Annotated in this window: 20 protein-coding genes and 1 pseudogene; 15 read left to right on the top strand and 6 right to left on the bottom strand. The window is 54.5% G+C overall.

Translation table 11 applies throughout. The features are described 5' to 3' along the window. Positions 1-413, top strand: a 413-nt coding sequence (locus RDV48_22550) for an ankyrin repeat domain-containing protein (protein MDQ7825597.1), incomplete at its 5' end; no start/stop codon positions are given. Positions 414-479: 66 nt separating this feature from the next. Next, positions 480-3143 carry a PEP/pyruvate-binding domain-containing protein gene (locus tag RDV48_22545; protein ID MDQ7825596.1) on the top strand — a complete coding sequence of 888 codons (2664 nt, stop codon included), beginning with the start codon at positions 480-482 and terminating at the stop codon, positions 3141-3143. Between the two features lie 54 nt (positions 3144-3197). Here RDV48_22545 and RDV48_22540 read toward each other — a convergent pair. Beyond that, a pseudogene (locus RDV48_22540) lies at positions 3198-3296 on the bottom strand (histidine kinase dimerization/phosphoacceptor domain -containing protein). Between the two features lie 234 nt (positions 3297-3530). Here RDV48_22540 and RDV48_22535 point away from each other — a divergent pair. Next, complete coding sequence (locus tag RDV48_22535) at positions 3531-5144, top strand: YkgJ family cysteine cluster protein (protein ID MDQ7825595.1); 1614 nt, start codon at positions 3531-3533, stop codon at positions 5142-5144. A gap of 7 nt (positions 5145-5151) precedes the next feature. On the opposite strand, the gene RDV48_22530 is transcribed toward RDV48_22535, so the two are convergent. Both RDV48_22530 and RDV48_22525 read right to left on the bottom strand, forming a co-directional pair. Next, a complete protein-coding gene (locus RDV48_22530) occupies positions 5152-5310 on the bottom strand; it encodes a hypothetical protein (GenBank protein ID MDQ7825594.1) in 159 nt (52 codons plus the stop codon). Positions 5311-5451: 141 nt separating this feature from the next. Continuing rightward, a complete protein-coding gene (locus tag RDV48_22525) occupies positions 5452-6396 on the bottom strand; it encodes an AraC family transcriptional regulator (protein ID MDQ7825593.1) in 945 nt (314 codons plus the stop codon). A gap of 339 nt (positions 6397-6735) precedes the next feature. Between RDV48_22525 and RDV48_22520 the strand changes: the two genes are divergently transcribed. Together RDV48_22520 and RDV48_22515 are read left to right on the top strand one after the other, a co-directional pair. Beyond that, positions 6736-7008, top strand: coding sequence for a DUF5661 family protein (locus RDV48_22520; protein MDQ7825592.1), 273 nt, complete (start codon positions 6736-6738; stop codon positions 7006-7008). A 251-nt stretch (positions 7009-7259) separates the two neighbouring features. Beyond that, a complete protein-coding gene (locus RDV48_22515; protein MDQ7825591.1) occupies positions 7260-8003 on the top strand; it encodes a hypothetical protein in 744 nt (247 codons plus the stop codon). 94 nt (positions 8004-8097) lie between these two features. Here the strand turns inward: RDV48_22515 and RDV48_22510 are convergent, their stop codons facing one another. Further along, positions 8098-10461 (bottom strand): arylsulfatase, encoded by a 2364-nt coding sequence (locus tag RDV48_22510; GenBank protein ID MDQ7825590.1) that lies wholly within the window; start codon positions 10459-10461, stop codon positions 8098-8100. A gap of 500 nt (positions 10462-10961) precedes the next feature. On the opposite strand from RDV48_22510, the gene RDV48_22505 reads away from it, so the two are divergent. Further along, complete coding sequence (locus RDV48_22505; GenBank protein ID MDQ7825589.1) at positions 10962-13073, top strand: ankyrin repeat domain-containing protein; 2112 nt, start codon at positions 10962-10964, stop codon at positions 13071-13073. 76 nt (positions 13074-13149) lie between these two features. On the opposite strand, the gene RDV48_22500 is transcribed toward RDV48_22505, so the two are convergent. Then, positions 13150-14595 carry a C1 family peptidase gene (locus RDV48_22500; protein MDQ7825588.1) on the bottom strand — a complete coding sequence of 482 codons (1446 nt, stop codon included), beginning with the start codon at positions 14593-14595 and terminating at the stop codon, positions 13150-13152. Positions 14596-14876: 281 nt separating this feature from the next. On the opposite strand from RDV48_22500, the gene RDV48_22495 reads away from it, so the two are divergent. Together RDV48_22495 and RDV48_22490 are read left to right on the top strand one after the other, a co-directional pair. Then, positions 14877-15857, top strand: coding sequence for an ABC transporter ATP-binding protein (locus tag RDV48_22495; GenBank protein ID MDQ7825587.1), 981 nt, complete (start codon positions 14877-14879; stop codon positions 15855-15857). After that, on the top strand, positions 15854-17407 hold the full coding sequence (locus RDV48_22490; GenBank protein MDQ7825586.1) for a glycine betaine ABC transporter substrate-binding protein: 1554 nt from the start codon (positions 15854-15856) through the stop codon (positions 17405-17407). Before RDV48_22495 ends, RDV48_22490 begins: the two co-directional genes overlap by 4 nt. A gap of 278 nt (positions 17408-17685) precedes the next feature. Here the strand turns inward: RDV48_22490 and RDV48_22485 are convergent, their stop codons facing one another. Next, positions 17686-18291 carry a hypothetical protein gene (locus RDV48_22485; protein ID MDQ7825585.1) on the bottom strand — a complete coding sequence of 202 codons (606 nt, stop codon included), beginning with the start codon at positions 18289-18291 and terminating at the stop codon, positions 17686-17688. A 382-nt stretch (positions 18292-18673) separates the two neighbouring features. Here RDV48_22485 and RDV48_22480 point away from each other — a divergent pair, with 382 nt between their 5' ends. From RDV48_22480 to RDV48_22450, 7 genes are all read left to right on the top strand, one after another. Then, positions 18674-19318, top strand: a complete 645-nt coding sequence (locus RDV48_22480; protein ID MDQ7825584.1) for a 4Fe-4S binding protein — start codon at positions 18674-18676, stop codon at positions 19316-19318. A gap of 86 nt (positions 19319-19404) precedes the next feature. Beyond that, positions 19405-19944 carry a hypothetical protein gene (locus RDV48_22475; GenBank protein ID MDQ7825583.1) on the top strand — a complete coding sequence of 180 codons (540 nt, stop codon included), beginning with the start codon at positions 19405-19407 and terminating at the stop codon, positions 19942-19944. A 259-nt stretch (positions 19945-20203) separates the two neighbouring features. Next, positions 20204-22417: a right-handed parallel beta-helix repeat-containing protein gene (locus RDV48_22470; protein ID MDQ7825582.1), complete on the top strand. Its 2214-nt coding sequence runs from the start codon at positions 20204-20206 to the stop codon at positions 22415-22417. 114 nt (positions 22418-22531) lie between these two features. Continuing rightward, the gene (lnt, locus tag RDV48_22465) at positions 22532-24085 is read left to right on the top strand and encodes an apolipoprotein N-acyltransferase (GenBank protein ID MDQ7825581.1); all 1554 of its coding nucleotides are present in this window, start codon (positions 22532-22534) and stop codon (positions 24083-24085) included. 90 nt (positions 24086-24175) lie between these two features. Further along, the gene (locus RDV48_22460) at positions 24176-25123 is read left to right on the top strand and encodes an alpha/beta hydrolase-fold protein (protein ID MDQ7825580.1); all 948 of its coding nucleotides are present in this window, start codon (positions 24176-24178) and stop codon (positions 25121-25123) included. Positions 25124-25349: 226 nt separating this feature from the next. After that, complete coding sequence (locus RDV48_22455) at positions 25350-25511, top strand: hypothetical protein (protein MDQ7825579.1); 162 nt, start codon at positions 25350-25352, stop codon at positions 25509-25511. After that, entirely contained in the window at positions 25495-25668 is a 174-nt protein-coding gene (locus tag RDV48_22450; GenBank protein ID MDQ7825578.1) for a hypothetical protein, read from the top strand. Before RDV48_22455 ends, RDV48_22450 begins: the two co-directional genes overlap by 17 nt. The last annotated feature ends 32 nt before the right edge of the window (positions 25669-25700 follow it).

The following is a 25700-nucleotide window of genomic DNA, read 5'->3' as shown; positions in this document are numbered from 1 at the left end:
AGCAGGGCCCGGGAGGACAGGGAGGCTACCAGCAGGGCCCGGGAGGACAGGGAGGCTACCAGCAGGGCCCGGGAGGACAGGGAGGACAGCAGGGCGGCATGAGAGGGCCGGGAGGACAGGGCGGCTCCCAGCAGAGACCGGGCGGACAGGGAGGACAGCAGGGAGGCATGAGAGGGCCCGGAGGGCAACAGCAGGTTTCTGCAACAAGCCTCAACGGAAAGGATAATGAAGGGAACACCCCTCTTGCCCTTGCCGCTGCCTCGGGACGCAGGGAGACTGTTGAATACCTCATTGGCCTCGGGGCCTCTGCGCTGGAGAAGAACAGTGCGGGGCTCTCTCCCCTTCAAAACGCCAAGGCCAATGGGTATTCCGAGATAGTGGAAATCCTCAGGAAAAGCGGTGCCACGGAGTAACATGAGCCGCTCCGGATCAGATCCGCAGGAAACTTGATTCATAATTAATTCAGTATGGAGGAAGCTATGCCGCAGGAAGTGATCTCAGGAGCACTCTGGTACCCCCTTTATGGCAGGGAGGAGCCCCTGCTGAAGGAAGTGGGGGGAAAGGGCCTTTCCCTCATAAAGATGGCCGGAGCGGCCCTCCCCGTGCCTCCAGGGTTCATTTTCACCGTGGAGTTCTTCAGGCCCTGGATTGATTCCCTCAAAGCAAGGCAGGATTGGAAGGATTTCATCGCCTCGCCGCCGGGAGAATACCCGGTCCGCTGCAAAGCCCTCAAAGCCCTCTGTGCCGGCTTCACTTTTGACGAGTCACAGAGAAGAACAGTGCAGGAATCATTTACCTGCCTTGAAGAGCGCCAACGCGAGGGGCTCTTCGCCGTCCGCTCCTCCTCACCTGAAGAGGATCTCGAGGGTGCCTCCTTTGGCGGGCTCTATGAGACCGTGCTGGGCGTCGCTGCCGGGAGCCTCGAGGAAGCGGTGCGCCGCTGCTTTATCTCCTGCCTTGACGAGCGGGTCTTCCTCTACAAGCATGAGCACGGATTTTCCACCAACGAGGCGCGGATTGCCGTCGTTGTGCAGGTCCAGGTGGCAAGCGACGTTGCCGGCGTCGGCTTTTCATTGAATCCCCTCACCAACTGCTACGATGAGGCCGTCATCAACGCCAACTGGGGCCTCGGCGAATCCGTCGTATTGGGGATGGTCTCGCCCGATCAGTTCGTCGTGGACAAGGTGAAAAAAGCCATCATCTCACAGAAGATAGGCAAAAAGGAGACCGCCATATGGCTCTTGAAAGACGGCGGCACCGAGGAGCGGCCCGACAGCCGCCATGACGAGCCCAGCCTCTCGGAGGCCCAGATCCTGGAGCTTGTGGCCACCATCACCAGAATCGAGGAGTACTACCAGAAGCCCATGGACACCGAGTGGGCATATGAGGAGGGGCGCCTTTACATGCTCCAGGCGCGACCGATCACCGCTTACATGCCTCTCCCCCGGCAGCTTGTCACGGCGCCGGGAGCGCCCAAGATGCTTTATATTGACGCCACGCTCTGCATCCAGGGCCTCCATGAGCCCACTTCGGTGATGGGAACCGAGGCCATCAAGTATATCCTGGGCCATCTGGCGCTCCTGGCCTTCGGCAGGAACCCCCTGGAAATCACCTTCGGCCCGGGAGGCCCCGACTGGGGCGGGAGGCTTTTCAGCAACCTCTCCTATTCCATGTGGCTGCTGGAAAAGGATAAGTTCGCCGACTTCCTGACCAACATGGATACTGTCTCCGCAGAGATTCTTCACGGGGTGAGCGAGGATGAATACCGCTCAGGAGAGTGCCCCCCCGAGCTCAAGGGCCTCCCCTTCCAGGCCCTCACCCATACGCCGGAGACCATAGTGCGGCTCTTCGAGGCGGCGGTGCTCCCTGCCCACCTCTTCCGCACCTATATGAAGGACATCCAGAAGTACATCATAGAGATAAAAGCAGATGAAGAGGCCCAACTCCCCCTGATGGAGTTCTATGAAAAGGCATGCCGCCATTTTGGCCATTTTGTCCTCCACTCCACCATCCCTGTGGTGGCTGTCCCTACCGTGGCGAAAGGCAAGATCCGCGAGTTATTCAAGGGCGACTCTCCTGAGATCCACAGCCAGGTGGAGCACCTGGACAGGTCGCTCCCCGGGAACGTGACGATAGAGATGGGCCTGGCCCTCTACCATCTCTCGACGCTCCTCGAGCCCAAGGACTTCACCTCAATGGATGACCTGATGGAAAAGCTCAAGGCCCGCTCCCTGCCGGGCAAATTTCTTATCGCCTGGGACGAGTACATGGAAAAATACGGGTTCCGGGGGCCCTCGGAGCTTGACATCGCCGCGCCGCGCTACCGCGACAGGCCCGAGCTTCTGATTCAGCAGGTGGTGTCAGCAATGAGCATGAAGGACAGCGCTCAAAATCCCGAGGTTATCTATGAGAGAAGCCAGAAAGAGCGCCACAAGGCCTATGACCTCCTCTCGGAGGTGGCCCATAAGAAAGGCTGGGCCAAAGGCAGAGAGTTTGAGATGCTTTACCGGATCATAGAAACTTTCGGGGGCTACCGGGAGACTCACAAGTACTACCTCATCCAGATGGTAGACATCCTCCGCAGGCGCATCCTCAACGAGGCGGGGAACCTCGTGGCCGAAGGCCGCCTTGACACACCGTCGCAGGTCTTCAGCATTACCGTGGAAGATCTCGGCAAAGCCCTCAAAGATCCCTCGATGGACCTGAGGAACCTTGTGAAAGAGCGAGGTGCCTACGTGGAAAAATTAAAAGGAGTGAAGAATTTCCCCCATATCATAGACTCCCGCGGCAAGATCCTTCGGCCTCCCCGCAAAGAGGCAAAGGAGGGCGAGCTCGCAGGCGAGGCCATCTCACCGGGCGTCGCAAGGGGGATTGTGAAAGTGCTTCACCAGCCCGATGAGAAGCCCGTGAACCCCGGTGATATCCTGGTAGCGCGCGCCACCGATCCCGGGTGGACTCCCCTCTTCATCAATGCCGCGGCTATTGTGCTGGAAGTGGGAGGGATGCTCCAGCATGGCTCCCTCGTCGCCAGGGAATACGGCAAGCCCTGCGTGGCAGGCATTGAAAATATCACTTCGCTCCTTAAGGATGGGCAGGTCGTCGAAGTGGACGGCTCGAGCGGGATTATCAGGATCACGGGATAGGCGGGGCGCCTCCTTCAGGCAGGGCGCCTGCTGTGCTGCCCTGAACCTTATGGTGAAGGCCTCGTCGAGCCTGGGATCATCGACATGCCTGGCCTGCGTGCTCAGGAGGCTCGATACCACCTGCAGGTTGTTTTTCACCCGGTGGTGTATCTCTGAAAAAGCAATCATTTTTCAGATAGTGCAGGGGTTGTCCTGTAACCCGTATCTCAAACATTGCCCAAGGCCTTTCTCCAGGGAATGCCATCATCGGTCGCAGCCTGCTGAATGAAAGGAGCAACCCTGTCCCCTGAAAGTCGGCAATTCGGCCAAAAATGCTTGCGAGGAGGGTTCTTTTCTGCTAGAATTGTTGGGAGGCATAAGGGAAATATGACAGGGAGGTCTCAGCATTTGAGGCAGAAGGAAAGTATCAGTTATAAGCTTTATTCGCAATCTCTCTCAGCAACAGGTTCCCTTGACGGAGAAGTATCGAAGCTCACCTATGAGCTCCCGGATGTCCGTGATGCAGTAATTGCGTTGATGGAAGTGTTATTGTCCGGGTACGAAAAGGAAATCTTTTCCCGGATATGCGGCTGCTGTGGTCAGTGCTGCAGCAACAGGACGGTGCTGTTGAACGCCCGGGAAATAGTGGCTATCAGCAGTCACCTTGACATTTCAGAAACACGGTTCAGGAAGAGCTACATTGTACCTGCCGCCACATGGAATAAGCACGATGGAACACTGGCCCTGAAGGATGAAATGTGCATATTCCTGGAAAAGGGCTCTTCGGGCATTTACAAATGCGCCATATACCAGGCAAGGCCTTCGTCCTGCAGAGAAATAATGCCTGAGCCGCAGCGCTGCAACAAAGATCCAGGGAAACTGCTCGCGTATGTGGAAAGGCTCGAAATTGAGCCCCAGGCCCTTACCTGCCACCTCACCTCAGGCTGGTATTGCCATATTGAGCAAAGAACTCCCCAACTGCAGAATGCTTTAAGAAAATTGCATGAGGTGGTTTATCCTTACCTGGGAATGAAGCAAAGCGAGCTTGATCAAATGACCCTTGATGCCCACAGGGTTCTTGACTGGTTATTAAATAATCATAAGGCTGGTATGTCTCTGGAGATACTTATGCCAAGACTCCTGGCAATGAAAAAGGTTGTCGATGATATTGACACGTTCACCCCGCTGCGGGAAAAGGATCCTCAGGACCTTGAGCTGCTCTGGTCCAAGCTCAGGCATATCCAAGAGATGTTTGGCAGGGGCAATGGTGTTGGCAATGAGGCCGCCATCGAGAAAGCAGATCATTCCCATGAAGAAATTCCTGTTGCTTTAAGCTTTCAGCCAACGGCTCTGTCAGTTGAAATGATGTCACAGAATGAGCCTCTCGCCACTACCCTGCATTATCAGCAGCATAGCAGGCTCCTGGATTTTGTGCGCGAGTTCATTGAAGCTCTGCTGACTTCTGGAGAGCCCGGCCTGGTTGATGTGCTGGGACATCCCGATCCATACTGTATCCAGTGTGGTGCCTGTTGCGGAGCCTCATATGATCAGGAGATAACTTCTGTCGATATTGAAAAAATAGCTGATTATCTGAAAATCTCCGAGAAAGAGGTAGGGGAGAAGTATCTTGAACCGGGGAGGCGTTCCTGGAACCGGAGAGACGGGCTCATCAGGAAGCTTGAGAAGGCAGGTCAAGAAGGAGATTGTGCTTTTCTCGAGGCTAAAGGCCCGACAGAATCAGTCTGTGGGATTTATCAAGCGCGACCCCAGATGTGCAGGGATTATCCGGCAAGCAATCGGCTCTGCCGGAAAAAAAGCCTTTTGCTGAGGGGATATGAACATATAGGGAATATAATTTCTTGCCATGTAGCCGATGATATCGTATGTCTTACTACTCATCATACCCATTCTCAGAATAAAGAGCCTTTTGCCATAGCGCTGAAAGATAATGAGAGGCTTCGAGAAATGTTCCATAAAGTCAAGAGAGAGGTTCTGCAGATTCTGGAGAGTGCACCCCATTGATGGGCATCTAAGGCAAGGGATTCGCCGGATTGTTGAAGTAAGGGATCAATTCTTTCGAATAGAATGGCTCCTCTGTGCACCAGAAGATATAGTCCGCCCCGAGATGCCGTGTGGCGAAATTAATCAGCTCTTCAATAGTGACCCTCCTGGATGTTTTCGGGTTCACATGCTCATAATTTCCTTCCTGAACGGCCATTCCTACAGGAACTGCGCCTTTTATCCCGCTCATGAAAAGGTAACTATGCTTCATCTGCCCGGGCTTATAGGGCAGAAGGTCCGGACCGCCGACCCCCCCTTCTGTTATCTTCTACTCCCTCTCACCGGCCGCCTGGTGCCGCAAGTTCGTGATATCTCGTAATGGTGGTGCACCAAACAGGCGGCTGTATTCACGGCTGAACTGCGAAGGGCTCTCGTAACCCACCTGAAACGCTGCGGTTGCGGCATCCATATGTTCTGCCAGCATTAAACGCCTTGCTTCTCGCAAGCGCAGCTGCTTCTGGAACTGTAACGGACTTAAAGCGGTCATCGACCGGAAGTGATGATGAAACGTTGAACTGCTCATGCTGGCCTGCGATGCGAGATCATCGATACGCAAAGGCTGCGTGAAGTTGACCTTCAACCAACCGATTGCCCGCGCTATCTTATGACTCTGACTCCCCGTCGATGCAATCTGGCGCAGGCGCTCACCCTGATCTCCCACAAGTAAACGGTAAATGATTTCCCGCTGGATGATCGGCGCAAGGATCGGAATATCCTTCTCTTCAGCAAGCAAGTCGATCAAACGTTGAAAGGCGGTGAGCAGCAGCAAGGTTACCTCGCCGGTCGCCATGCCGCGGCTTGATTGCTGCGCACGCGGCGGGGGAAGATTGCTTTCCACCATCATCTGTGAAATCTCGCGCGGATCAAGTTTCAACCTGAGCCCCAGGTAGGGCTTCTCCCGGCTCGCTGTGATAATCTGCACAACGGTGGGAAGATGTACGGATGTGATCAAATAATGGCTTGCGTCATACACATAGGTGTCATCTGCAAGCAGTACGCGCTTGGCCCCTTGAGCGACCAGGCAAATGCTCGGTTCATACATGCCCTTTATCAGCTCGGTCGGTTCGTCCCGCCGAAAAAGTGACAAACCAGGGACTGCGGTTATGTGCTGCTCGCCTTTTTCGGTCCATCGGACAATACTCTTTCCCAAAGCTTCGAGCGCACCTTCCATGCGGTTATTCTCAATTTCCTGATTGAAGGTCTCTTTTCGCATCATTATCTCCCCTATGAATACTGCCTGGCCCCACTTCGCGTTACAACTATTATACAAGATCCCGGACTATCAGGCAAGAAATGAGCAGGATTGGTCTGCCTGCCTTTGTTCGTTTAATCGTGTTGATCCGGACGCGCCAATCGAGGACGGAGCGGGGGCGGTAAAGGAGCTTGTTTCGGTACTATTCCGCCCTCTGACGGAGTGCTCCGACACCTCACCAGGTGCCGTCATCATAAGCCCGGAAAGCTTCAGCGGGACGCGGTTCCCGAGAAGGTTCCAGGTGAAATTACCCATTTTCCCCTTTTTCTGATATAATACTCAGAAAAAGGAGAGAAAAAAATGACGGCAAAAAAACATTTCACCACAGAGGAAGCGAAAAAAATCGGCGAAACACTGGGGATCCCATGGGACAAATTTGACGTGGAGCAGTTCAGGATGGGCATGGATGTGGAGCTTGAGCATGGGTTCCGCGATATCGCCACCAATGTCACCGGCGATGACTCCCTCGTGACAGGGAAGATTGCCCTGGCCCATCTCAACGAATTCCCCGACTATTACACAAGGCTTGAAAAAATGGAAAAAGAAGCCGAAGCATACTGGGAAAACAGGTGAAGAGCAGGAACAGGCAGTCGAAATTGACGTCATGGTATTGAGTCATATGGGCTCCTGCCTCAGGGCGTGTCAGGAGCCGTATACGAAACCTGTACGTATGGTTCTGTAAGAGGAGTGACGCCATAGCAGAAAACTTATGGCGTTACCCACTCGTATTTCTTTATAAAAAATACATAAACTAATGTTCACAGTGGTGAAAGTGTGATATAATAGAAGTGACCTTCCATGAAGACAGGGGGAGCAGAGCCATCATGTTCGATAACAGAATTAGTGAGAGAGCACCTTTAACCGCCCCATTCGGCCATGGAGCCTCGACGGTCGACGAAAGAAAGGAAATCCGCGGGCAGAGGATCGAGGAATCGCTCATGGCCCCTGTCGCAGCACCGGGAGCCGAACAGGTGCAGGAACTCTCCTCATTCTACAACAAGATCCTGGATTCTATTGATCAGCTCAGATACCCTTGTGCTTTCCCTGCATTAGACGAAAAGGGGGGCTCCGAGGCCACGGCCTCCCCGCTGAGTTCCATCGGCACCTCCACCAGCCCGTCGGATGTAAAGCGCGTTACAGGGAAAGAAGCACAGAAGCCGGCAGATGAAATAAAGAATTATGTACAAGGTGAGATCGACAGGCTTATCCAGAAGGATGGAACAAAAGGTGATCTCGACAAGAGAACGGGTCATGTGCAGATGGATTATGTCGAGGGCGACGGGTATAAAGCCACACTGAACTATGACCCGCACACCCGGAAGGCCCTGCACATGGAAAGCCAGATAGATGGAGGGCGTACGTGGAAATATGGATATGACCGGGGTAATGCCTCTACCCCCGAGACATACTCCCGCGAAACCATCTCCCCGCTCACCCCCGAAAAAGAAGGCGATGAAACTAACGGGAGCGTATATCATCATCTGAAGCAGACGATACTCAATAACAAGGACGGCACGGTGAGCATGCGGGAAGAAGAGAGCATAAAGCCCGATGAAGAGTCGAACTAGGTGCCCATGGTCCTCCAAAGCGATGTATTTGGTGCCTGCCTGAGCACCGCTCCACGATTCTTCTGCTTGTGTGCTGTCGCTCCTTATCTTTCCCCTACTCTCTGGCCTCCCTCATTCTTTTCGCCGCTTCTTTCTGCCCCTTTTTCCCCTCTTCCATCGACGTCCTGTCTATTGTTTTCAGGTCAACGGTGACTTTGTGGATTCTCCCGGTGAAACGGTAGGGTGCCGGAATGCCGTAGGTCTCGACCACCGGTGTCTCTCCGTCCTGGCCGACATCGACGCCTTCATCTCCCGAGAAGACATTGGGCTGCGTCTTCTCGATGCGTCCTTCGGCGACCTTCCGGTCGTTGATGAACAGCCGGCCCGTGCCGCCCTTCCCCAGCCCGCCGCCGTCATAAAGGAACTCGAAGCGCAGGGTGACTTTCCCTGCAGGGAGGCGACAAGAGCTGATGATGTCATAGCGCTGTAAAGCAAGATAATTGTAAGAATAGATCGGCGTGCTGTCTTTCACATACAGGCTCCAGCCACCGAAGCGGCCAGCCTGGGATATGATGACGCCGTACGCTCCGGTTTCCGGCAGGTCGAGCTCGGCCGTTATCGTGTGCGAGCGGTTCTTGACGTTGAGGAACACATTTTCGGATATGCCGGTCATACCCTCAAAGACAGTCAGGGACGTCCGGCCGGCCATCAGGTCCGGTCTTCCTGCTATGGCGGGATTGGTCCGCTCGATTCCCCGGTCGTCGATAGGAAGCACCGAGTACTTTTCCGCTTCCTTCATGAACAGCGCCTTCATCTCCTCAAGCTTCTCGGGGTATTCTGCCGCCAGGTCGTTCACCAGGCTGAAGTCTTTCCGCGTATCATACAGCTCCCACGTATCGTTCTCCAGGGTGGTCAGCGGCTCTTTCGCCCATGGCAGCCGGTGAATCACGCCGGCAAGCCAGCCGTCGTGGTAGATGGCGCGGTTGCCGAAGATCTCAAAGTACTGGGTGAGATGGCGATCCGGAGCCGCGGCGTCATTGAACGAGTAGAGCATGCTCACCCCTGCCATGGGTTCCTGGATTATGCCGTCAACGGTCTTGGGCTCCGGCAGGCCTGCGGCCTCGAGGATCGTCGGCGCGACGTCAACGACGTGATGCCATTGAGTGCGCAGTTCTCCTTGTGCCGTAATGTGCCCGGGCCAGTGCACGACCAGGCCGTTCCTGGTGCCTCCGTAGTTCGACGCCACCTGTTTCGCCCACGTGAACGGCGAATCTCCTGCAATGGCCCATCCCGCCGCATAGTGGCCGTAGGAGGTCGGACCGCCGAGCTCATCGATGCGTTTCAGGATGTCCTCAACCTTCTCCGGGATCTGGTTGAAAAAGGTCATCTCGTTGAAAAGGCCGCCCTCGCCCCCTTCCGCGCTGGCGCCGTTGTCACCGAGAAGATAGTAGACGAGGGTGTTGTCGAGCTGCCCCATCTCCTCGACAGCCGTCAGGAGCCTGCCGATCTCGTCGTCGGCATACTCGGCAAAGCCAGCATAAACCTCCATCTGGGCGGCGAAGAGCTTCTGCTCATCGGGGGTCAGCCGGTCCCAGTCCTTGATGGCCTCAGGCTTCGGCGCCAGCTTCGTCTCCTGAGGGATGACGCCGAGACGCTTCTGGCGCGCGAAGGTCTCTTCCCGCAGCTTGTCCCAGCCGCCGTCGAATTTTCCCTTGTACTTTGCAATCCACTCCTTCGCCACGTGATGGGGCGCATGGGTCGCACCAGGCGCGAAGTAGAGGAAGAACGGCTTGTCCGGCGTGAGGGCTTTCTGTGACCGCATCCATACCATTGCATGGTTCGTCATGTCGGTCATGAAGTGATATTTCGGATCCTTCGGCACCTCGATCCTGGTCATGTCCTCATAAACCGCCGGAGACCACTGGTTCGTCTCTCCCGCGAGGAATCCATAGAATTTGTCAAAACCGCAGCGTGTCGGCCAGCGGTCTGTGGGACCGGAAGGGCTCACCTCCCACGCGGCGGTCTCGTGGCTCTTGCCGAAATACCCGGTCGAGTAGCCGTTGTAGCGCAACGTCATCGCCAGGGGAGCGACGTTCTGAGGCCGTTGCCCGGAATTCCCGGGATACGCGGTGGAGGTCTCCATCACCGAGCCGGTATTGCACGTATGATGATTGCGCCCGGTGAGCAGGGTCGCCCGTGTGGGCGAGCACAAGGCGGTGGTGTGGAAGTTGTTGTAGCGCAGCCCGCTCTTCGCCAGGCGTTCCGCATTCGGCATATGAATAGGTCCGCCAAAGACGCTCGACTGGCCGAAGCCGAAGTCATCAAGCATGATGATCAGCACATTCGGCGCGCCCGCAGGCGGCTTGACCTGGAAGCGGGGCGGCGGCTCGGCGTTGCGGACATCCAGGATCTTCGAGTGTAGATGCTGCGGTTCCCTGAGGGGCAGGTGCGTACGGTCCTTGTGCTCTTTTTTTCCCATAGTCCCTCCTTGTGCAATCCCTTTGCAGTGAGATTCTAGGAACTTCCCGGGGTTCCTGTATGCCCCAGAGACTCGGCCGATAGATCCCTTTCAGAAAAGGCCGGATCTCCCTGCATTGGAATAGCACAAAAAACATAAACATCTGAAAAACGCATGTATAAGCCAACAAAGACGCCTCCATATCTCTATAACGGCGACATTTTCCATCGGAGTGGTTGGATTACTATTGAGAAGGCGGTCTTCTATCGTTTCATTCTTGCCCTGGCGGCGTGATTTTTCAGAATTCATGCATTCATTCCAAGGAAGATTGACATCACCTGTAGAAAAGTAATTGATATGCCAAAGCACGAGCTATTCACTGCACTGCGTGGAAATTAAGCTGCACTTCTGAAATTCAAAGCGATGAGACTTACGCAAGCAAGATGAACCTGAAGAGGGACCGGTTCTCTCCCTTTGAAGAATATGGTGACTGAATACCAGCAGGCATATGAGGTGGGAAAATGTCTTGTAAAAAAGTGCTTATAGCCGATGACGAAACAACGGTCCGACGCTTGCTCGAAAGGTTGTTGGATCAATGGGGTTACGAGGTGGTAAGCCTTGCCAATGGAGATGATGCCTGGGAAGCTCTTAACGCCGAAGAATCACCGGATTTAGTGATACTGGACTGGATGATGCCCGGCAAAAAAGGGGTTGAGCTGTGCCGGCTTATCCGTGAATCATCGATGGCAGACCGGAAATATATCATCATTTTTACGATAAAAGCGGAAAAAGAGGATATTACCCTTGCCTTTGAAGCCGGAGCCGATGATTTTATTTCCAAGCCCTTCGACACGCTTGAGCTTCGGGCGAGAATCCGAGCGGGCGAAAGAATTATCTCCCTTCAGAGGGCCCTTGCAGAACAGATAGATGAGCTTCAGAAAGCTCTGAAGGAAAACAGGTCACTGGGAGATCTGCTCGGACTGGGGAAGAAGCGAGCCCAGAGGCTCACCTCCCCTTCATCGGAAAAAGACGAGGAGCATTCGGCCGCATCGGCAGCAAAGAAAGATATTTTCAAGGCGGTAGAAAAAAACGATCCTGAATTGCTGGAGAGGCTCATGCAACAAGGCATAGACTGCAATGTTAAGGATGGCAACGGTTCCACGCCGCTGCACCTTGCCTTCTCCAAGAGAATTGCAGAGCTCCTTCTCTCTGCACGGATTGATATTGAGGCAAGGAACAACCTCGGCCAGACGCCGCTCCACTGCGCGTCATTCAACAACCAAAAGGAAGTGGTCGAGTTTCTGCTTGCCCATGAAGCCAGGGTAAACATAAAGGATGACGATGGATTGACGCCGCTTCACTGGGCGAGCCAGGAGGGATACGAGGACATCGCAAAGCTTCTTGTGGAAAAAGAAGCGAACCTCAAGGCGAAAAATGATGCGGGGCTGACCCCTCTTCAGCTGGCCTTGCTGAAAGGACAGGCTGAGCTGGCAGGATTGCTCGTGATAAAGGGCTCCGATATCCATGAGGTGACGTACGAGGGGCTGACTCCCCTTCATATCGCGGCAGGCAAGGATATGCCGGGAGTCATAAGGCTTCTTTTACTGGCAGGTGCCGGAACAGACGCAACAGATCTTGATGGAAGAAAGCCGATTCACGCGGTCACCTCAGCGAAAGCGGCAGAACTCCTTCTTTCTGCGGGAGCACGACTTGATGAACCTTATGACACAGGAAGAACACTGCTCCACTCCGCTACCGACGACAATAATCAGGAAATGATAGAATTCCTCATCGCAAAAGGGGTTGAGGTGAACGTGAAGGATGAGAACGGTCAGACCCCCCTTCACCTCGCTTCCACGAAAGGTCATAGTGAGGCGGCCGGGCTCCTTATTTCAAAAGGCGCCAGGCTGGATGCCCGGGATTCTGCAGGAATAACCCCTCTTCATTGTGCTGCACAGCAGGGCCATCCCGGGATGATAAGACTTCTCATATCCTCCGGGGCTCCTCTCGATGCTGCTGATCAGAAGAATCGCACCCCTCTTGATTTTGCAGTGATATTCAACAAAAAACAGATCGTGGAACTGCTCACCTCTATGGGAGCCCACTCATCACGCGAACCGAAAAAAACTGCTTTGCCCGCCGGAGAATCCAAGGTCTCAGTCGAGGACCTTGTGAATCGTGCGATAGCATTGAAATCTTCAGAAAGGCTCGATTTAGGTCCGGGTTTGGAGCATAAGGATGGTGATGAAGGAAAGCCTTCGGTGCAAAATGTTTCCGAAGCTGAATTCAGGAGGTTCGGCAGGACGGGGGCCATCAGGGAAGCATTGATGAGAGCCCCGGAAGTTGAAATAAAGGTGGAAGATGATGATTTTCCCCCAAAAGTGCGCAAGGGAGACACGGTGATTATAAAAAAGCTTGTTTACACCCTCTACAAGAAAGGTCACCTGGTGCTCTATGAATCGGGGAAAAAGGCCAAATACGGGAAAATACAGAAAACAGAAGTGACCCATAAAGGGGTCTCCGTCACCATAATGGAGCCGCCGCCCCTTGACTGTGAAGAGACTGTGGACGCAAAAAAAATTCTGGGGCGGGTGATGAGCGTTAAGAGGTATGGCAAGGTCTCCAGCCTCTAGATGGAGAGGCAGCTGGTCATACCATATCGGGAACATTACATGAATATGGGACATCCAGGGGGCTTCAAGGTGCGGGCTACCAGATCCTTATGCTCTCCCTCATGGGATCATCTTCCGGCAGTACTATGGGCTTTGTCTTCAGCAGATTGAGCGTGGCCTGGGAGACATGCTTTTTTTTAACGACCATGGCATAGACATATTCGTCAAACCAGCTCTCATACATGGAAAAATAGCCGTCATTGCCGCGCTCCTTCCCCCAGCTGTTCTCGACAAGCCACTTTCTGACCCTGCCATCGACGATGTCAACACCCATCAGCACCATGTCATGGCTCGGCGTGGAATCATGGTAGCTGACCCTGTCTTCCTTTGACATGGAGAGATCAATACCAAAAAGGCTTCCATAATCGAAAAAGCCATGGCGCATGATGCCGGAATCCCGGTCCATATCTTTGCTCGAGTCGCATCCGAACCAGACCGGCTCACCGGCCTCCACCGATTTACGGGCGATATCCTTGAGTTCATTCATTTCAATGTTGATGAAGGTCATGTTCTGCATTTCCACCATGTTGCGATCCAGGTCGATCTGGTAAAGCCTGTTGAAGGGCCAGGTGGGGCAGCTGTAAAGGAATACGTAGTCATCAAGGACCGCGCCGAGCTCTTTCTGGTAGTACTCCTGGGGAGTGTAGGTCTTCGGAATGCTTGCCTTTTTACTCTTGTCTTCATAGCGCCACTCGAAATTACCGGGAGGTGTGCCGAGGCAGTAGGTCAGGACGCGGTACACCTCAATCAGCATCGCTTCCTTGCACGTTCTCTGCTCCTTCCCGCTTTTACCCTCACTATGCATTTTCCTCAGCAGGGATGCATCTTTCCTGAGAAGAGAGCAGACTACCCTGTCCATAATCCCTGTATTGCTGCTGTGATAGGATTCATCCATGGCAGACTTCGGGACGATGCCATATTTTTTTACGAGGGCTACCGTGTAGTTCCACTGACCACCGTCTTCAAAGGGCTCCCGCAGGAGCTGCTGAACCATCCTGTCCCGCAAATCCCTTGTTTCTGTGGCGATAATGGCTTCCAGGAAAAAATTGGCCTTTTCCATCTTATCCCAGAAGGTGAGGTAGTTCTCGGAAAACTCGAAGGTATCGACTTGGTATTTTTTGAGCATCGGCTGGCGCAGCATGTTCAGCGATGAAAAGAGCCAGCACCGCCCGCTCACCTTCTGATTGGTAATCCTGCCGGTATCTATCTTCTGTGAATAGATGTTGGAATGCCCTGTGACCATATCTCTGTTGATAACCAGGGTGTTTATGCTGTTGACCGTCACGGCATTGATATTGGCTTTTGTGCGGCTGTCCCGGGGAAGGGCGCCCTCCATGCGTACCCGGAGCTCAGGGGTGATGGCTCCTTCGGGAGAGATTGAAAGAGGGGTGACGGGCGTGACAGCATCCGGGGCTGCATTGGCAGCCTCAAAGACCGCCAGGAGAAGGATAAGGCAGAGCAAGATGGAGTGAAACTTCTTCATGAAAGCCTCCTTTACACATATTCCCATAGGGGCAAAAAACTCCACAAGACCAGGAATCGAATCATGCAAATGTTTCCTGTTCACAATGTGATATCCTCCCCGGCCGGGAACCGTGCAGGGATAAATTTTTTGGCAGCGGGCTCAGTGACAGGTTATTCACCAGGCCAGCGACGAACTCATGTCCTGAGGGGATTTTATCTCTTTCGGCACTCGCCGCCCTGAGCCGCGGCAGATCCTTCCTCTCTCACCGAGTGCTCTCAGGCAAAAAGCGGGGGACACCCATGGGCGCGCTTCTCTCTCTTGAAAAAGTGAACAAGAACTATCCTGACGGCTTTCATGCCGTGAAGGATGTCTCGTTCTCAGTCGAGCAGGGCGAGACGCTCTGCCTTCTCGGCACGAGCGGATGCGGGAAGACCACGCTTCTGAAGATGATCAACCGCCTTATCGAGCCCACCTCAGGAACTATCTGCCTGAAAGGGAGAGACACAAGGGAATGGGACGTCATTGCGCTGAGGAGGGGCATCGGGTATGTGATCCAGTCCATCGGCCTCTTCCCCCATATGACGATCAGGGATAACGTCGCGCTCGTCCCCAGGCTTTGCGGATGGGATGAGAAGGCCATCGAGCAGAGGACAATGCATTTGATGGAGATGGTTCACCTGGAGCCCGAAAACTACATGGACCGCTTCCCCCGCGAGCTCTCCGGCGGGCAGCAGCAGCGCGTCGGGGTGATAAGGGCGCTGGCGGCCGATCCTGACATGATACTGATGGATGAGCCTTTCGGAGCCCTCGATCCGATAACCCGGTCGAAGATACAGGAAGAGTTCATGGCTCTGAAGAGAAGCCTCGGGAAGACCATAATAATAGTGACGCACGATCTCGCCGAGGCGCTCAGGCTGGGAGACCGGATCGCCCTTGTCCATCAGGGGAGCATAGAGCAGCTCGGCACTCCCGATGAGCTGATCAGGAGCCCTGCCAATGACTTTGTGAAGAGCTTCTTTTCAAGCCATCATGCGCAGATGGTTCCCTCCGCGCTGAGCGCATCGGACATCGCCTTACCTGGAGACTGGCCCCCGGGCCCCGGGCTTCAGATAAAAGGCTCCGCTTCCGCGATGGAGGCCGTGGCAGAGTATATGGAAAACGGCGGCACTCCAATCGGCGTCATTGATGAAGAGGGAAAGCCCCTCGGCGTGATAGACGGGAAAGCCCTGGTGCGGGTTTTTTCGTCGCGGTTCTGGGAAGACCTTTCGAGGGAGAGATGATGAAAAAGATTCTCCTGTGCTCTGTTCTCACGTTTTTCATGGTGCTGCTTTCTTTGCGAGCCTCTCCGGCGGTCCCGGAAAAGAAGCTGAGCGTGGGAGGAAAGAACTTCACCGAGGGCTTCATAATCTCTGAGATATTCGCGCAGCTGATAGAGGATAACACTGATATCAAAGTGGAGAGGAAGTTCGGGCTTGGAGGGACGTTCATCTGCTTCGAGGCCCTCAGAAAGGGTGAGATAGACCTGTATCCCGAGTATACGGGAACCGCTCTTATAGCGCTGATGAAGCACGAGACCGTTGACGAGCCTGAAAAAGCCTATTCACTGGTGAAAGAGCATTACGGCAGGAAGGGGCTCATCATGCTCGAGCCTCTTGGATTCAACAATACGTATACTCTGACCATGCCTGAAGGAAAGGCCCGGAAGCTGGGGATAAAGACGATATCCGATCTGGTGCCCCACGCCCCGGGGCTCGACTTCTACTGCACCCATGAGTTTATCGAGCGCCCCGACGGGCTCAAGGGGATGGCCGGCTTTTATGGGATCAGATTCAGGACCGTGAACGGGATGGACCCCGGGCTTACCTATCTGGCGGCCAGGCAGGGCAGGGCCGATGTGATAGACGGGTTCTCGACAGATGGGAGGATCCCGGCCTTCCACCTTATGATCCTTGAAGATGACAGGCATTTCTTTCCGCCCTATCATGCATGCCCCTTCATAAGGGAAGACGCCCTGAAGAGATTTCCAGGGCTTGACAAGGAGCTCAACAGGCTTGCCGGAAAGATCAGCGGCGAGGATGTGCAGAAGATGAACTATGCCGTCGATCAGCTTGGATTGAGCCACAGCGAGGTAGCCAGCGCCTTCCTGTCGCGCCGTGGGCTCATCAAAAGCCGCAAAGGTGAGCCTGAAGCAACAGACAGCCTCTGGAGCCTTCTGATCCGGCGGAGAGCAGATCTGCTCATCCTCACAGTCCAGCATATCGAGCTTACCGCCATAGCGGTAAGCCTCGCCATACTCATTGCAGTGCCGCTTGGAATAGTGATGAGCCGCTTCGGGAAGCTGGCAGGTCCCATAATGCAGACGGTGAATGTCATTCAGACCCTGCCGAGCCTTGCCCTTCTCGGGTTCATGGTGCCGCTCTTCGGGATCGGGATCGTGCCGGCAATAATAGCCCTCTTCCTCTACGCGCTTCTTCCTATTGTCTCTAATACCTACACGGGCCTTAAGCAGGTGGACCCGTCGCTTCTTGAGGCGGCGAGGGCCATGGGCATGAAGGACTATCAGATCCTCTTCAAGGTGGAGATCCCGCTGGCCCTCAACGTGATAATGGCCGGGGTAAGGACTTCCACGGTGCTGAATATCGGCACTGCCACGCTTGCGGCCTTCATAGGCGCGGGAGGCCTGGGCGCATTCATCCTGCGCGGGATCGCAATGTCGAATAACAACCTCATCCTGGCCGGAGCAATCCCTGTATCGGTCCTGGCCATAGTTGCCGACAGGATCCTGAAGGGAATGGAGACTACCGTCATGCCCCGGGGAATGAGAAAATGACTGAACAGTCTGCCCGGTGGAGCCTGGGGACCTCCTTCCCGAGGGCCCCGGGTCGATGCGGAACACGCGGGCGTCGAGACCGCAGCCGAGGTGAAGTACCGTCGAGGCGGGATTTGCGGTGAGGAAGACCCGCGTCCACCGGTCAAAGGAAAGAGCCCGCATCGGCAGCGTAATCTCACCGCCCCTCGGGAGTTTCAGCAAAGAGAAGTTGTAGTCGATGCGAGCCAAAGCCTCCGCAGCAAACCGGTCGCCAATGAAATATACCGCAAGAATTGCTCCTAGAGGGACGCAGAAATATTGATGGCCCTGTCATGAATCCTGTCGAGCTTGGCGAGGGCGTCTTCCGCGACGTTGAAGCCTGCCCTCACCATTGTGGGATTGCCTATCTCAAGGTAACCCAGCATAAGGGAGACTCCCTCGTGATACCTCTCCAATTCTCGCTGCGCATCGTTCAGGAGCTGAACATCCTCAGGCGGCATCCCCTCATGGATCTTCTTGATCACATCGTTCTTGAACCTTTTCGCACCCTTCTGTGTCACCACATAGAGGGATCTTATCACCTGGCCGTAATCTTCCCTTGACATGGTGCCCCCTTCAATACCTTCACATGCCTCCCTGAGTTCCCTGAGATGCTTCGCATCATAGAGCAAGCCCTTTTTCCCCTCCGAGGAGGAGCCTGATGTTCCACCTGATGATTCGCCTGATAATTCTCCCACAACGGTGTTGAGGGCTTCCTCGTCATCATCATCGCCGGGAAGAGGAGTGCTGCACTCCTCGCACACCTCGGCCCCGCGGGGATTATCATGGCCGCAGTTGTCGCAGATGATCCTGTCAGAGCCGCTTATCCTGACATAGAAACCGCATTCCTCTTCTTCATCTGACATTGAGATTCTCCTTTCACCTTATCGGGCATGGATTCTGTCTCAGTACCGTGAAATGGCTGTTGCCAAGCATGCCGCATTTCTGCAAGGATAAATATTCTTGTGCTCAAATAAGAATCCTTTAGCCTTCTTTGAAGTTCATGGTGCTTCCACCCTCACCAGGTGCCGTTGATATACCCTTTATTTACCCTGTGATGAAGTTCTCGAAGGTTTGCTTTAAACAATCCACAAAGCCTGTCCTGGGAAATGTGTAATGCCCGGCTAGAACAATGGTATAGGAATTGTGCCGTGGAGATCAGAGGGAAATTAAGGTGACCGGATCGAAGCTTACAATAGCATGATTTGCTTACACTGGTAACTTCAATGACAAAGGTGGTGAGGCAGTATGAAAGAATGGACCAGGGAGGATCTGGAGAGAGATATCGTGGGAAAGATGAGGGCTGTCACAATCCCGGTGAATATCAGGATAGAGGGAGAGCAGCGTATCCTTGATACGGGAGAGATAGAATCCATTCTCAGAAAGGCTCACACCATTACGCAAAATGAATGCGGATGCCGGAAAATGATGGGAAACTGCAATCCCCCCATCGAGCCTGGTGACGGATGCCTCGGCATCAACGAAACCGCAGAGGATATAAAAAAATATGGCGCCAGAGAGATTTCGCTGGAGCAGGCCATCGAAGGTCTCAGAAGGACTTACCGGGCCGGCCTTGTGCATATGGCCTATATCTTTCCCGACCAGGAAACCCCTTTCCTGATCTGCAGCTGCTGTGAATGCTGCTGCCATTCCCTCGGGGCGGCAAGGAGGCTTGGTTACAAGAATCAGGTTTTTCCTTCACGGCTTGTGGCAGTCCAGGATATGGCCACCTGCTCCTCCTGCGGCACCTGTGTTGAGCGATGTCACTTCGGAGCCAGGAAGATAGGGAGCGATGTCATGGAGTATTCCCCTGAAAAGTGCTACGGATGTGGGCTGTGTCTTGAAACCTGTCCCTCCGGAGCAATCAGCATGGAGAAAAGGGATGGTGAATGAGAGATCCCGCATTTCAGGAGCGGGCCGGGAGACCGGAGCAGGTGTAATGAAAGTAAATATAGGAAGGGAAGATAGGAAGGGAAGATATGAAGAGAATAATGCTGCCGCGGTTAATCTGCCTGTTCTGTGCAGGCCTGTTGAGTCTCCTTGCGCCATGGGTATGGGCGGAAGAAAAGGTAGAGGATGGATTCTACGCAGTCCGGAGAGTCTCTGAAACAAGGGAGGCTCTTCTGCCTCTTGCAGATGATGAGATTATCGTGAATTACAGCTCCATGTTTCAAGAACCGGGAGACAAGAAAGAGTATGTCGTGATAACAAAAGATCATCATGTTCCCCTCTCCCTCAAGGAAATGCCGGTGAAAGTAAAGGACAGGACCGAGCGGACGAAATTCTGGCTCAGCATATGTCTCACCGACGATGCTGCCAGGGTACTCGAGGAATTGACAAAGGCCAACATCGGTAAGACCGGCACGATTGTGATCAACGGCGAGTCTGTCACCAGGCACAAGATTAAGTCAATCATCAAAGACGGGAAAATGGTCATTTCACGATGTGCAGACAACGCCTGTGAACGTCTGTTTCTGGATCTCAAGGACAACGTGAAGAGCCCTTATCCCGAGAAATAGTCAGGTCAGGCCTTCAGGAATGATCAACAGGAAGTCAGATTCCGGCTGCCCAGGGTCTCCGGCATGGCCCCGGGACTTTTGCCGAAGCTCTTGCTCAGATGATTCACTTTTTGATATAATAGACAGAAGAAACAATAAACTCCTTTCCTTTATTTGCCGGCTCACCCGTGAGCGAAGCGGAGGATGGAGTCTGGGTGGTCATGAGTCGAGAATCGCCAGTTGTCTATAGCACTCTATGAAGCAATCAAAGGAGCCCGCAATGCAGCACAGGAAGAGGAAACCATTCAGTCTCATACTCATAATCCCCGCACTCACCATGACTTTTATTGCATTCCTCAATTTATTGGCAGGGTGCGGAGGGGCAGGCACGACAGAGTCCTTCTACCAGGGCGGCTGGAATGGCGGATCGTCGGCAACAGACGGAACGGGCCCCCAGGTGGAGTCGGCGTCAAACCTGAACAACCCTGGCCAGCCTCTCGCATTAGGAGACTGGCTTCAGATCAACGGCACGAACTTCGGAAGCACCCAGGGCTCGAGTTACGTGGCCTTCACCAACGGGTCCGGGCTCAACACTCAAGCCGATATATATGCCCTGTGGACCGATACGCAGGTAGTCTGCAGGGTGCCCCTCACGCTCACGGGCAAAAAATCTCTCCAATGCCTGAACCAGAATAAGAGTGGCCCAGCCTGGGCACAGGCATGGAAAAGCGGAGGGAGCAGCTGGCTCGGCGCCTGTGCGGTCTCTGCAGTCGCCATTCAGCCTTCTTCCCCTCACCTCTGCACCAAGGACGACGAACGTGTGGCAAACCTCGGGGGGCCGATGCTGCTGCCGATGCTCGTAGTGGGCGGCGTGGCCGCGGCCATTGTCAATGCAACGGTAAACTCCAATCAGCACAATGCGGATCCCCAGCCCACCCCTCCTATTCCTTCACCTTCACCGTCTCCTACTCCGTCCCCTACGCTTTCAGTCTCTCCGTCTCCTTCGCCGAGCCCGACACCTACAGTGTCGCCTACTCCCTCAGTGTCACCCTCACCGGCCTCCTCACCTGGCGGTGGCGGTGGCGGCGGCGGCACCACCTGGGCCCCCACCATCGGCTCGTACCAATATACCGGCAAGGAAACAGCCCTGAAAAAGAGAGGCACGGGAAGGCCCAGGGATACTCACACTGTCACCAGCGCTGTCGATAGTGCCGATACAGGCTCCGGGTCTCTGCGGGAAGCAATTACAAACGCTGCCGATGGAGATACCATAAACTTTACGGATGGGCTGGGAACGATCACGCTTACTTTGGGGGAACTTGCTATCACTGGTAAATCAATCACCATCGACGGTTCAAGCTCCTCAACGCCCATTACCGTCGATGCCTCTGCAACCACATCACGGGTATTCAATATTGGCGCCAATGCTACGGTTACCATCAAAAGCCTGATCATGAAAGGCGGAAACGTAAAGAATGACGTCACCAACCCAAATGGGGGAACTATATATGCCGACACCTCGTCAAAGCTCACCTTGACCGGCTGCACCGTCGATGGCTCAACGGCCATTCAAGGCGGCGGGATTTATGCGGCAGATGGCGCTTCCCTGAAGATGGAGCGATGCACCGTCAGCAACTGCGTTGCAGCAGCGGCCCTTAATGGAGGAGGAGGCGGGATCTATGGGGCAGGCACCGCCACCATGGAGCTCACTGACTGCACTGTAAAGAATAACACAGCAAAAATTATGGTGGATGTGACAAGCGGGAGAGGCGGGGGAATTTTCGTGGAAGGACCTGCCACCGCAAAGCTCACTAACTGCACCATCAACAGCAATACCTCGGAAAATACCACCCTGGGAAGCGGGGGCGGAGGAGGACTCTATCTCTCAAGCGTGCTGGCTCCGGCAGTGGCGGGATCACTGTCACTGGTGAACTGCACCATCGCCTTGAACACTGCATCTACCGACGGGGGCGGGATATTCTCATCCTCAATCGCTCCTGCCGCCACGATCACCAACTCCACCATCAGTGATAACACCTCTGCGGGAGCGGGCGGCGGGTTCGCATGCCGTGCCGCCGATGGCGCACACCTGCTGAATACCGTGGTGATTAACAATCATGACGGCTCGGGAGCGGAAGATATCTCCAACGGCGGGGCTGATATCAATGTCTATTACTGCTGGTACAGCAAAACATCAGGTGAAATCGCGACAAAGACCATGGCGCCGAATGTCACCAGCGCCTATGATGCCCTCAAGGGACTGGTCGCGCTCTCCCTCAATTCGCCGGGCACCACTGAGACCATGGCGGTCATGGCGGGCTGCCCTGCAATAAACACAGGCACCTACGTTTACTTCAATGCCGCTTATGGCTATTACTTCAAGGGGAACGACGGGATTTATTACACTCTTGTGCCCTTCGGCACCCATATCCCCGGCGACCCGTCTGCAGACAGGATCACTACCGACCAGCGCGGCGAGAAGCGCCAGCAATAGGAACACCAGGCGGTACAGCCTGAGCGGCGCTGAGATTGGATCGGAAATGGCACTGCTGCTGCGCGGGAGTGTGCCGCAGCAGGATTTTTTTCACTGCCGGAATAGCCCTTATAGATGAGACAATCATTAACCCAAATCTTCCTTGCCCTCCTCTCAGGATTTCTGCTGGGGATCTCCTTTCCCGACAGCAGGTTCTCTCTGTGTGCCTGGATCGCCCTTGTCCCCCTCTTCTTCGCCCTGACGGGGTGCGGCATGAAGAGAGCTTTTCTGCTTTCCTGGGCCACCGGTTTCTGCTTTTTTTGCACGATCTTTCAGTGGGGCTTTCTCTTCGGAGTGCCCGTGTGGCTCGCCATAAGCCTCCTGGAGGGCTTTTTCATGGGGATCTGCGGCGCCCTTATCGCCCCTTTTCTCAGAAGCACAAGGAGCGCCGTAAGGATCATATCCCCGGCCCTGGTATGGGTGAGCTATGAATACCTCCGGTCTCTTGGCTTCCTGGGGCTCAACTGGGGAAGCCTCTCCTATTCCCAGTACATGGTTCTTCCCCTCATACAGATCGCAGGTATTACAGGGATGTACGGCATCACCTTGATGATTGTCCTCTTCAATGCATCAGTCAAAGAAATACTGACAGGCATAGCTTTGCGTTGGAACTCAGGGAAAGGGATATGGCCGGCATTTCGCAGACTGGAGAGGGAATCTGTGATACTCGCCCTGCTTGCCCTTCTCATCCCCCTCGCTTCCCTCTGCTGGGGCTACGGCAGGATCGCATCGGATCGCTCAAGGGAGCATCTCTATCCCCGTGTGAAGATCAGCACCATTCAGCCCAGCCTGGACATGTGCCTTGAGTGGGATGCCACAGTGAAGAGGATAACCATCGCCGCCCTCGAGAAACTTACCGTCAGGGGAAAGGTGGAAGGGGGCACCCTCTTCTTCTGGCCCGAGTCCGCGGTGCCCACCTATTTCCCTAACGATTTCAAAGCGACACAGGGCATCCTGAGCTTTGCTGCGAAGCACGGGATCTACCTCCTCGCCGGCGCTCCCTTTATGGGGGGAGATTTACATATTTACAACTCGGCATTTCTCATATCACCGCAGGGAACCATACTGGAGAGCTATTCCAAGCGCCGCCTTGTTCCCTTCAGCGAGAACCTCCCCTGGAGCCCGCACCTGCGCAGATACAGCCCTTTCAACAGGTTTAGGGATGTGTGGCCAGGCGCCGCATGGAAAACCTTCACCACGCCGGCGGCCAGATTCGGGGTGATCATCTGCTTTGAAAGCGACTTCCCTTACATAGCCCGCATCAATGTCAGGCGGGGAGCGCAGTTTCTCGCAGTGCTCACCAATGATGCCTGGTTCGAAAGAAGCTCGGCAGCCACGCATCACCTCAGCTGGAGTGTCTTCAGGGCCCTCGAGAACCATGTGAACGTGGTGCAGTCTGCGAATACAGGGATCAGTGCCTTCATCGACTATAATGGCAGGATCAAAAGCTCCATAGAGCTCTTCCGCCGGACTGTCCTCACCGACGAGATCATCCTTCAGCCGACAGGCACCTTGTACACCCGTGCAGGCGACTATTTCCCCCTTCTCTGCCTTCTGGCAGTCCCCATTCCTTGGATTATGGCCCGGGCGGGACAAAAAAGAAATGAAGGGGAGAACGGTTATTGTTGAAGCGGGGTCCATGGAGGGCTTCAGGTGAGACCTGCAAGCTCAATGAGGGAAAGCCATCATTATAGAAGTCATTGTGAAAGGGGTATTTTGATGAAGATCTGCACCATTCTTGCAGTGTGCATGCTTAGTGTTTCTCTACTGCCGATAGAGGTTGCCCGGGCCGGGGATGCTCCCAGGGTGGGCTGGCTGTCAAGAAAAATCACTGCACCCGGTCTTGAGTATCACATATTTTCCAGTGCATCGGCAGGCGAGGAGGTCAGTTACCACATCTTCTTTCCCCCGGGCTACAAATCGGATCAGAAAAAGAGGTTTCCGGTGATCTTCTGGCTCCATGGGAGGGGCTCCTTCAGCGGTGCCATGGGAGTTTACGGTGCCGGCGGCGGAAAGGGACCTGCCGCTATGGCCGAATATTACGGTGAGGCAATGAAATCGGGGAAGATGCCTGAAGCGCTGGTGGTATTCCCGAACGGTCTTGGAGGAGGGATGTGGAGTGATTCCCTCGACGGGAAGACGCCGGTGGAAACGATCTTCATCAAGGAGCTCATCCCGGAAATCGATAAAAGATTCCGGACCATAGGGAGGCGTGAAGGCCGGATTATCGAGGGATTCAGCATGGGTGGCTACGGCGCGGCAAGGCTCGGATTCAAGTATCCCGGTCTTTTTCGTGCCGTATCGATACTGGGCGCAGGGCCCCTGCAAAGGGAGTTCACAGGTGCGATCGGTCCTTCGCAGAGTGCAGAGGACCGGGAACTTGTCCTTCAAAAGATATATGGGGGAAGCCAGGATTATTTTTTCAGGCAGAGCCCCTGGCACATCGCCGAGGAAAACAAGGCAAAGCTCCAATCGGCCATCCTGATCCGCCAGGCCATAGGGGCGCTTGACACGACCCTGCCTGCCAACCGTGAATTTCATGAGCACCTCGCCAGCCTGGGAATCACCCATACCTTCGAGGTAGTGGCGGGAGTGAAGCACGATGCCCTTGCCCTGCTGAAGGCAATGGGCGATGGCAACTGGAAGTTTTATACTCAAGAGCATTAATAATTTAAGGGAAAAAAGCTCCACGGGGCTGAATACTAATTGTCAGCTCCTCTCAAGCCATCCGTGGGAGAGGTGGTTTCCCCTCACTTTCCGGGGCCTGGAGAAAGGATCCCGGTCTTCTCCTCAAAACGGTCCTGGGCTTCTCACCGGGAGCTCCCGTTCCTCTGCTGCCATCTCATATTCTTCCACCTGTCTCAGTGTAAGGGCGGCAGAGGGGAAGTCCACTATGAAGGAGCTTGTCGTGAGAGCTATTCAGGCTTTCCTTTACGATGATGAACCCTTAGACGAGGAAGAGTGGGCAGCAATCGAGCAGGGGCGCAAAGATTATGCTGAAGGGAAGGCAATACCCGCGTCAGTGATAAAGGAAAAATATGACGTACGCGATTAATTATGCAACTTCAGCGGATATAAACCTCCTGGCAATTGCCGATGATTCTCTGCGGCAACGGATCATACTGCAGATAGACAGGCTGACAGACTTCCCGAATGTTCCCAATGTAAAAAAATTAAAAGCCGGCAGGGAGTGTCCCAGCCCGGTTAACTAAACCAGATTTTCCTGTGGATTTCCCATTTACCT

It is taken from the genome of Candidatus Eremiobacterota bacterium, assembly GCA_031082125.1.
Classification (GTDB): domain Bacteria; phylum Vulcanimicrobiota; class CADAWZ01; order CADAWZ01; family Ess09-12; genus Ess09-12.
The sequence above is the reverse complement of the archived record's forward strand: the minus strand, read 5'-3'. Positions and strand labels throughout refer to the sequence as shown.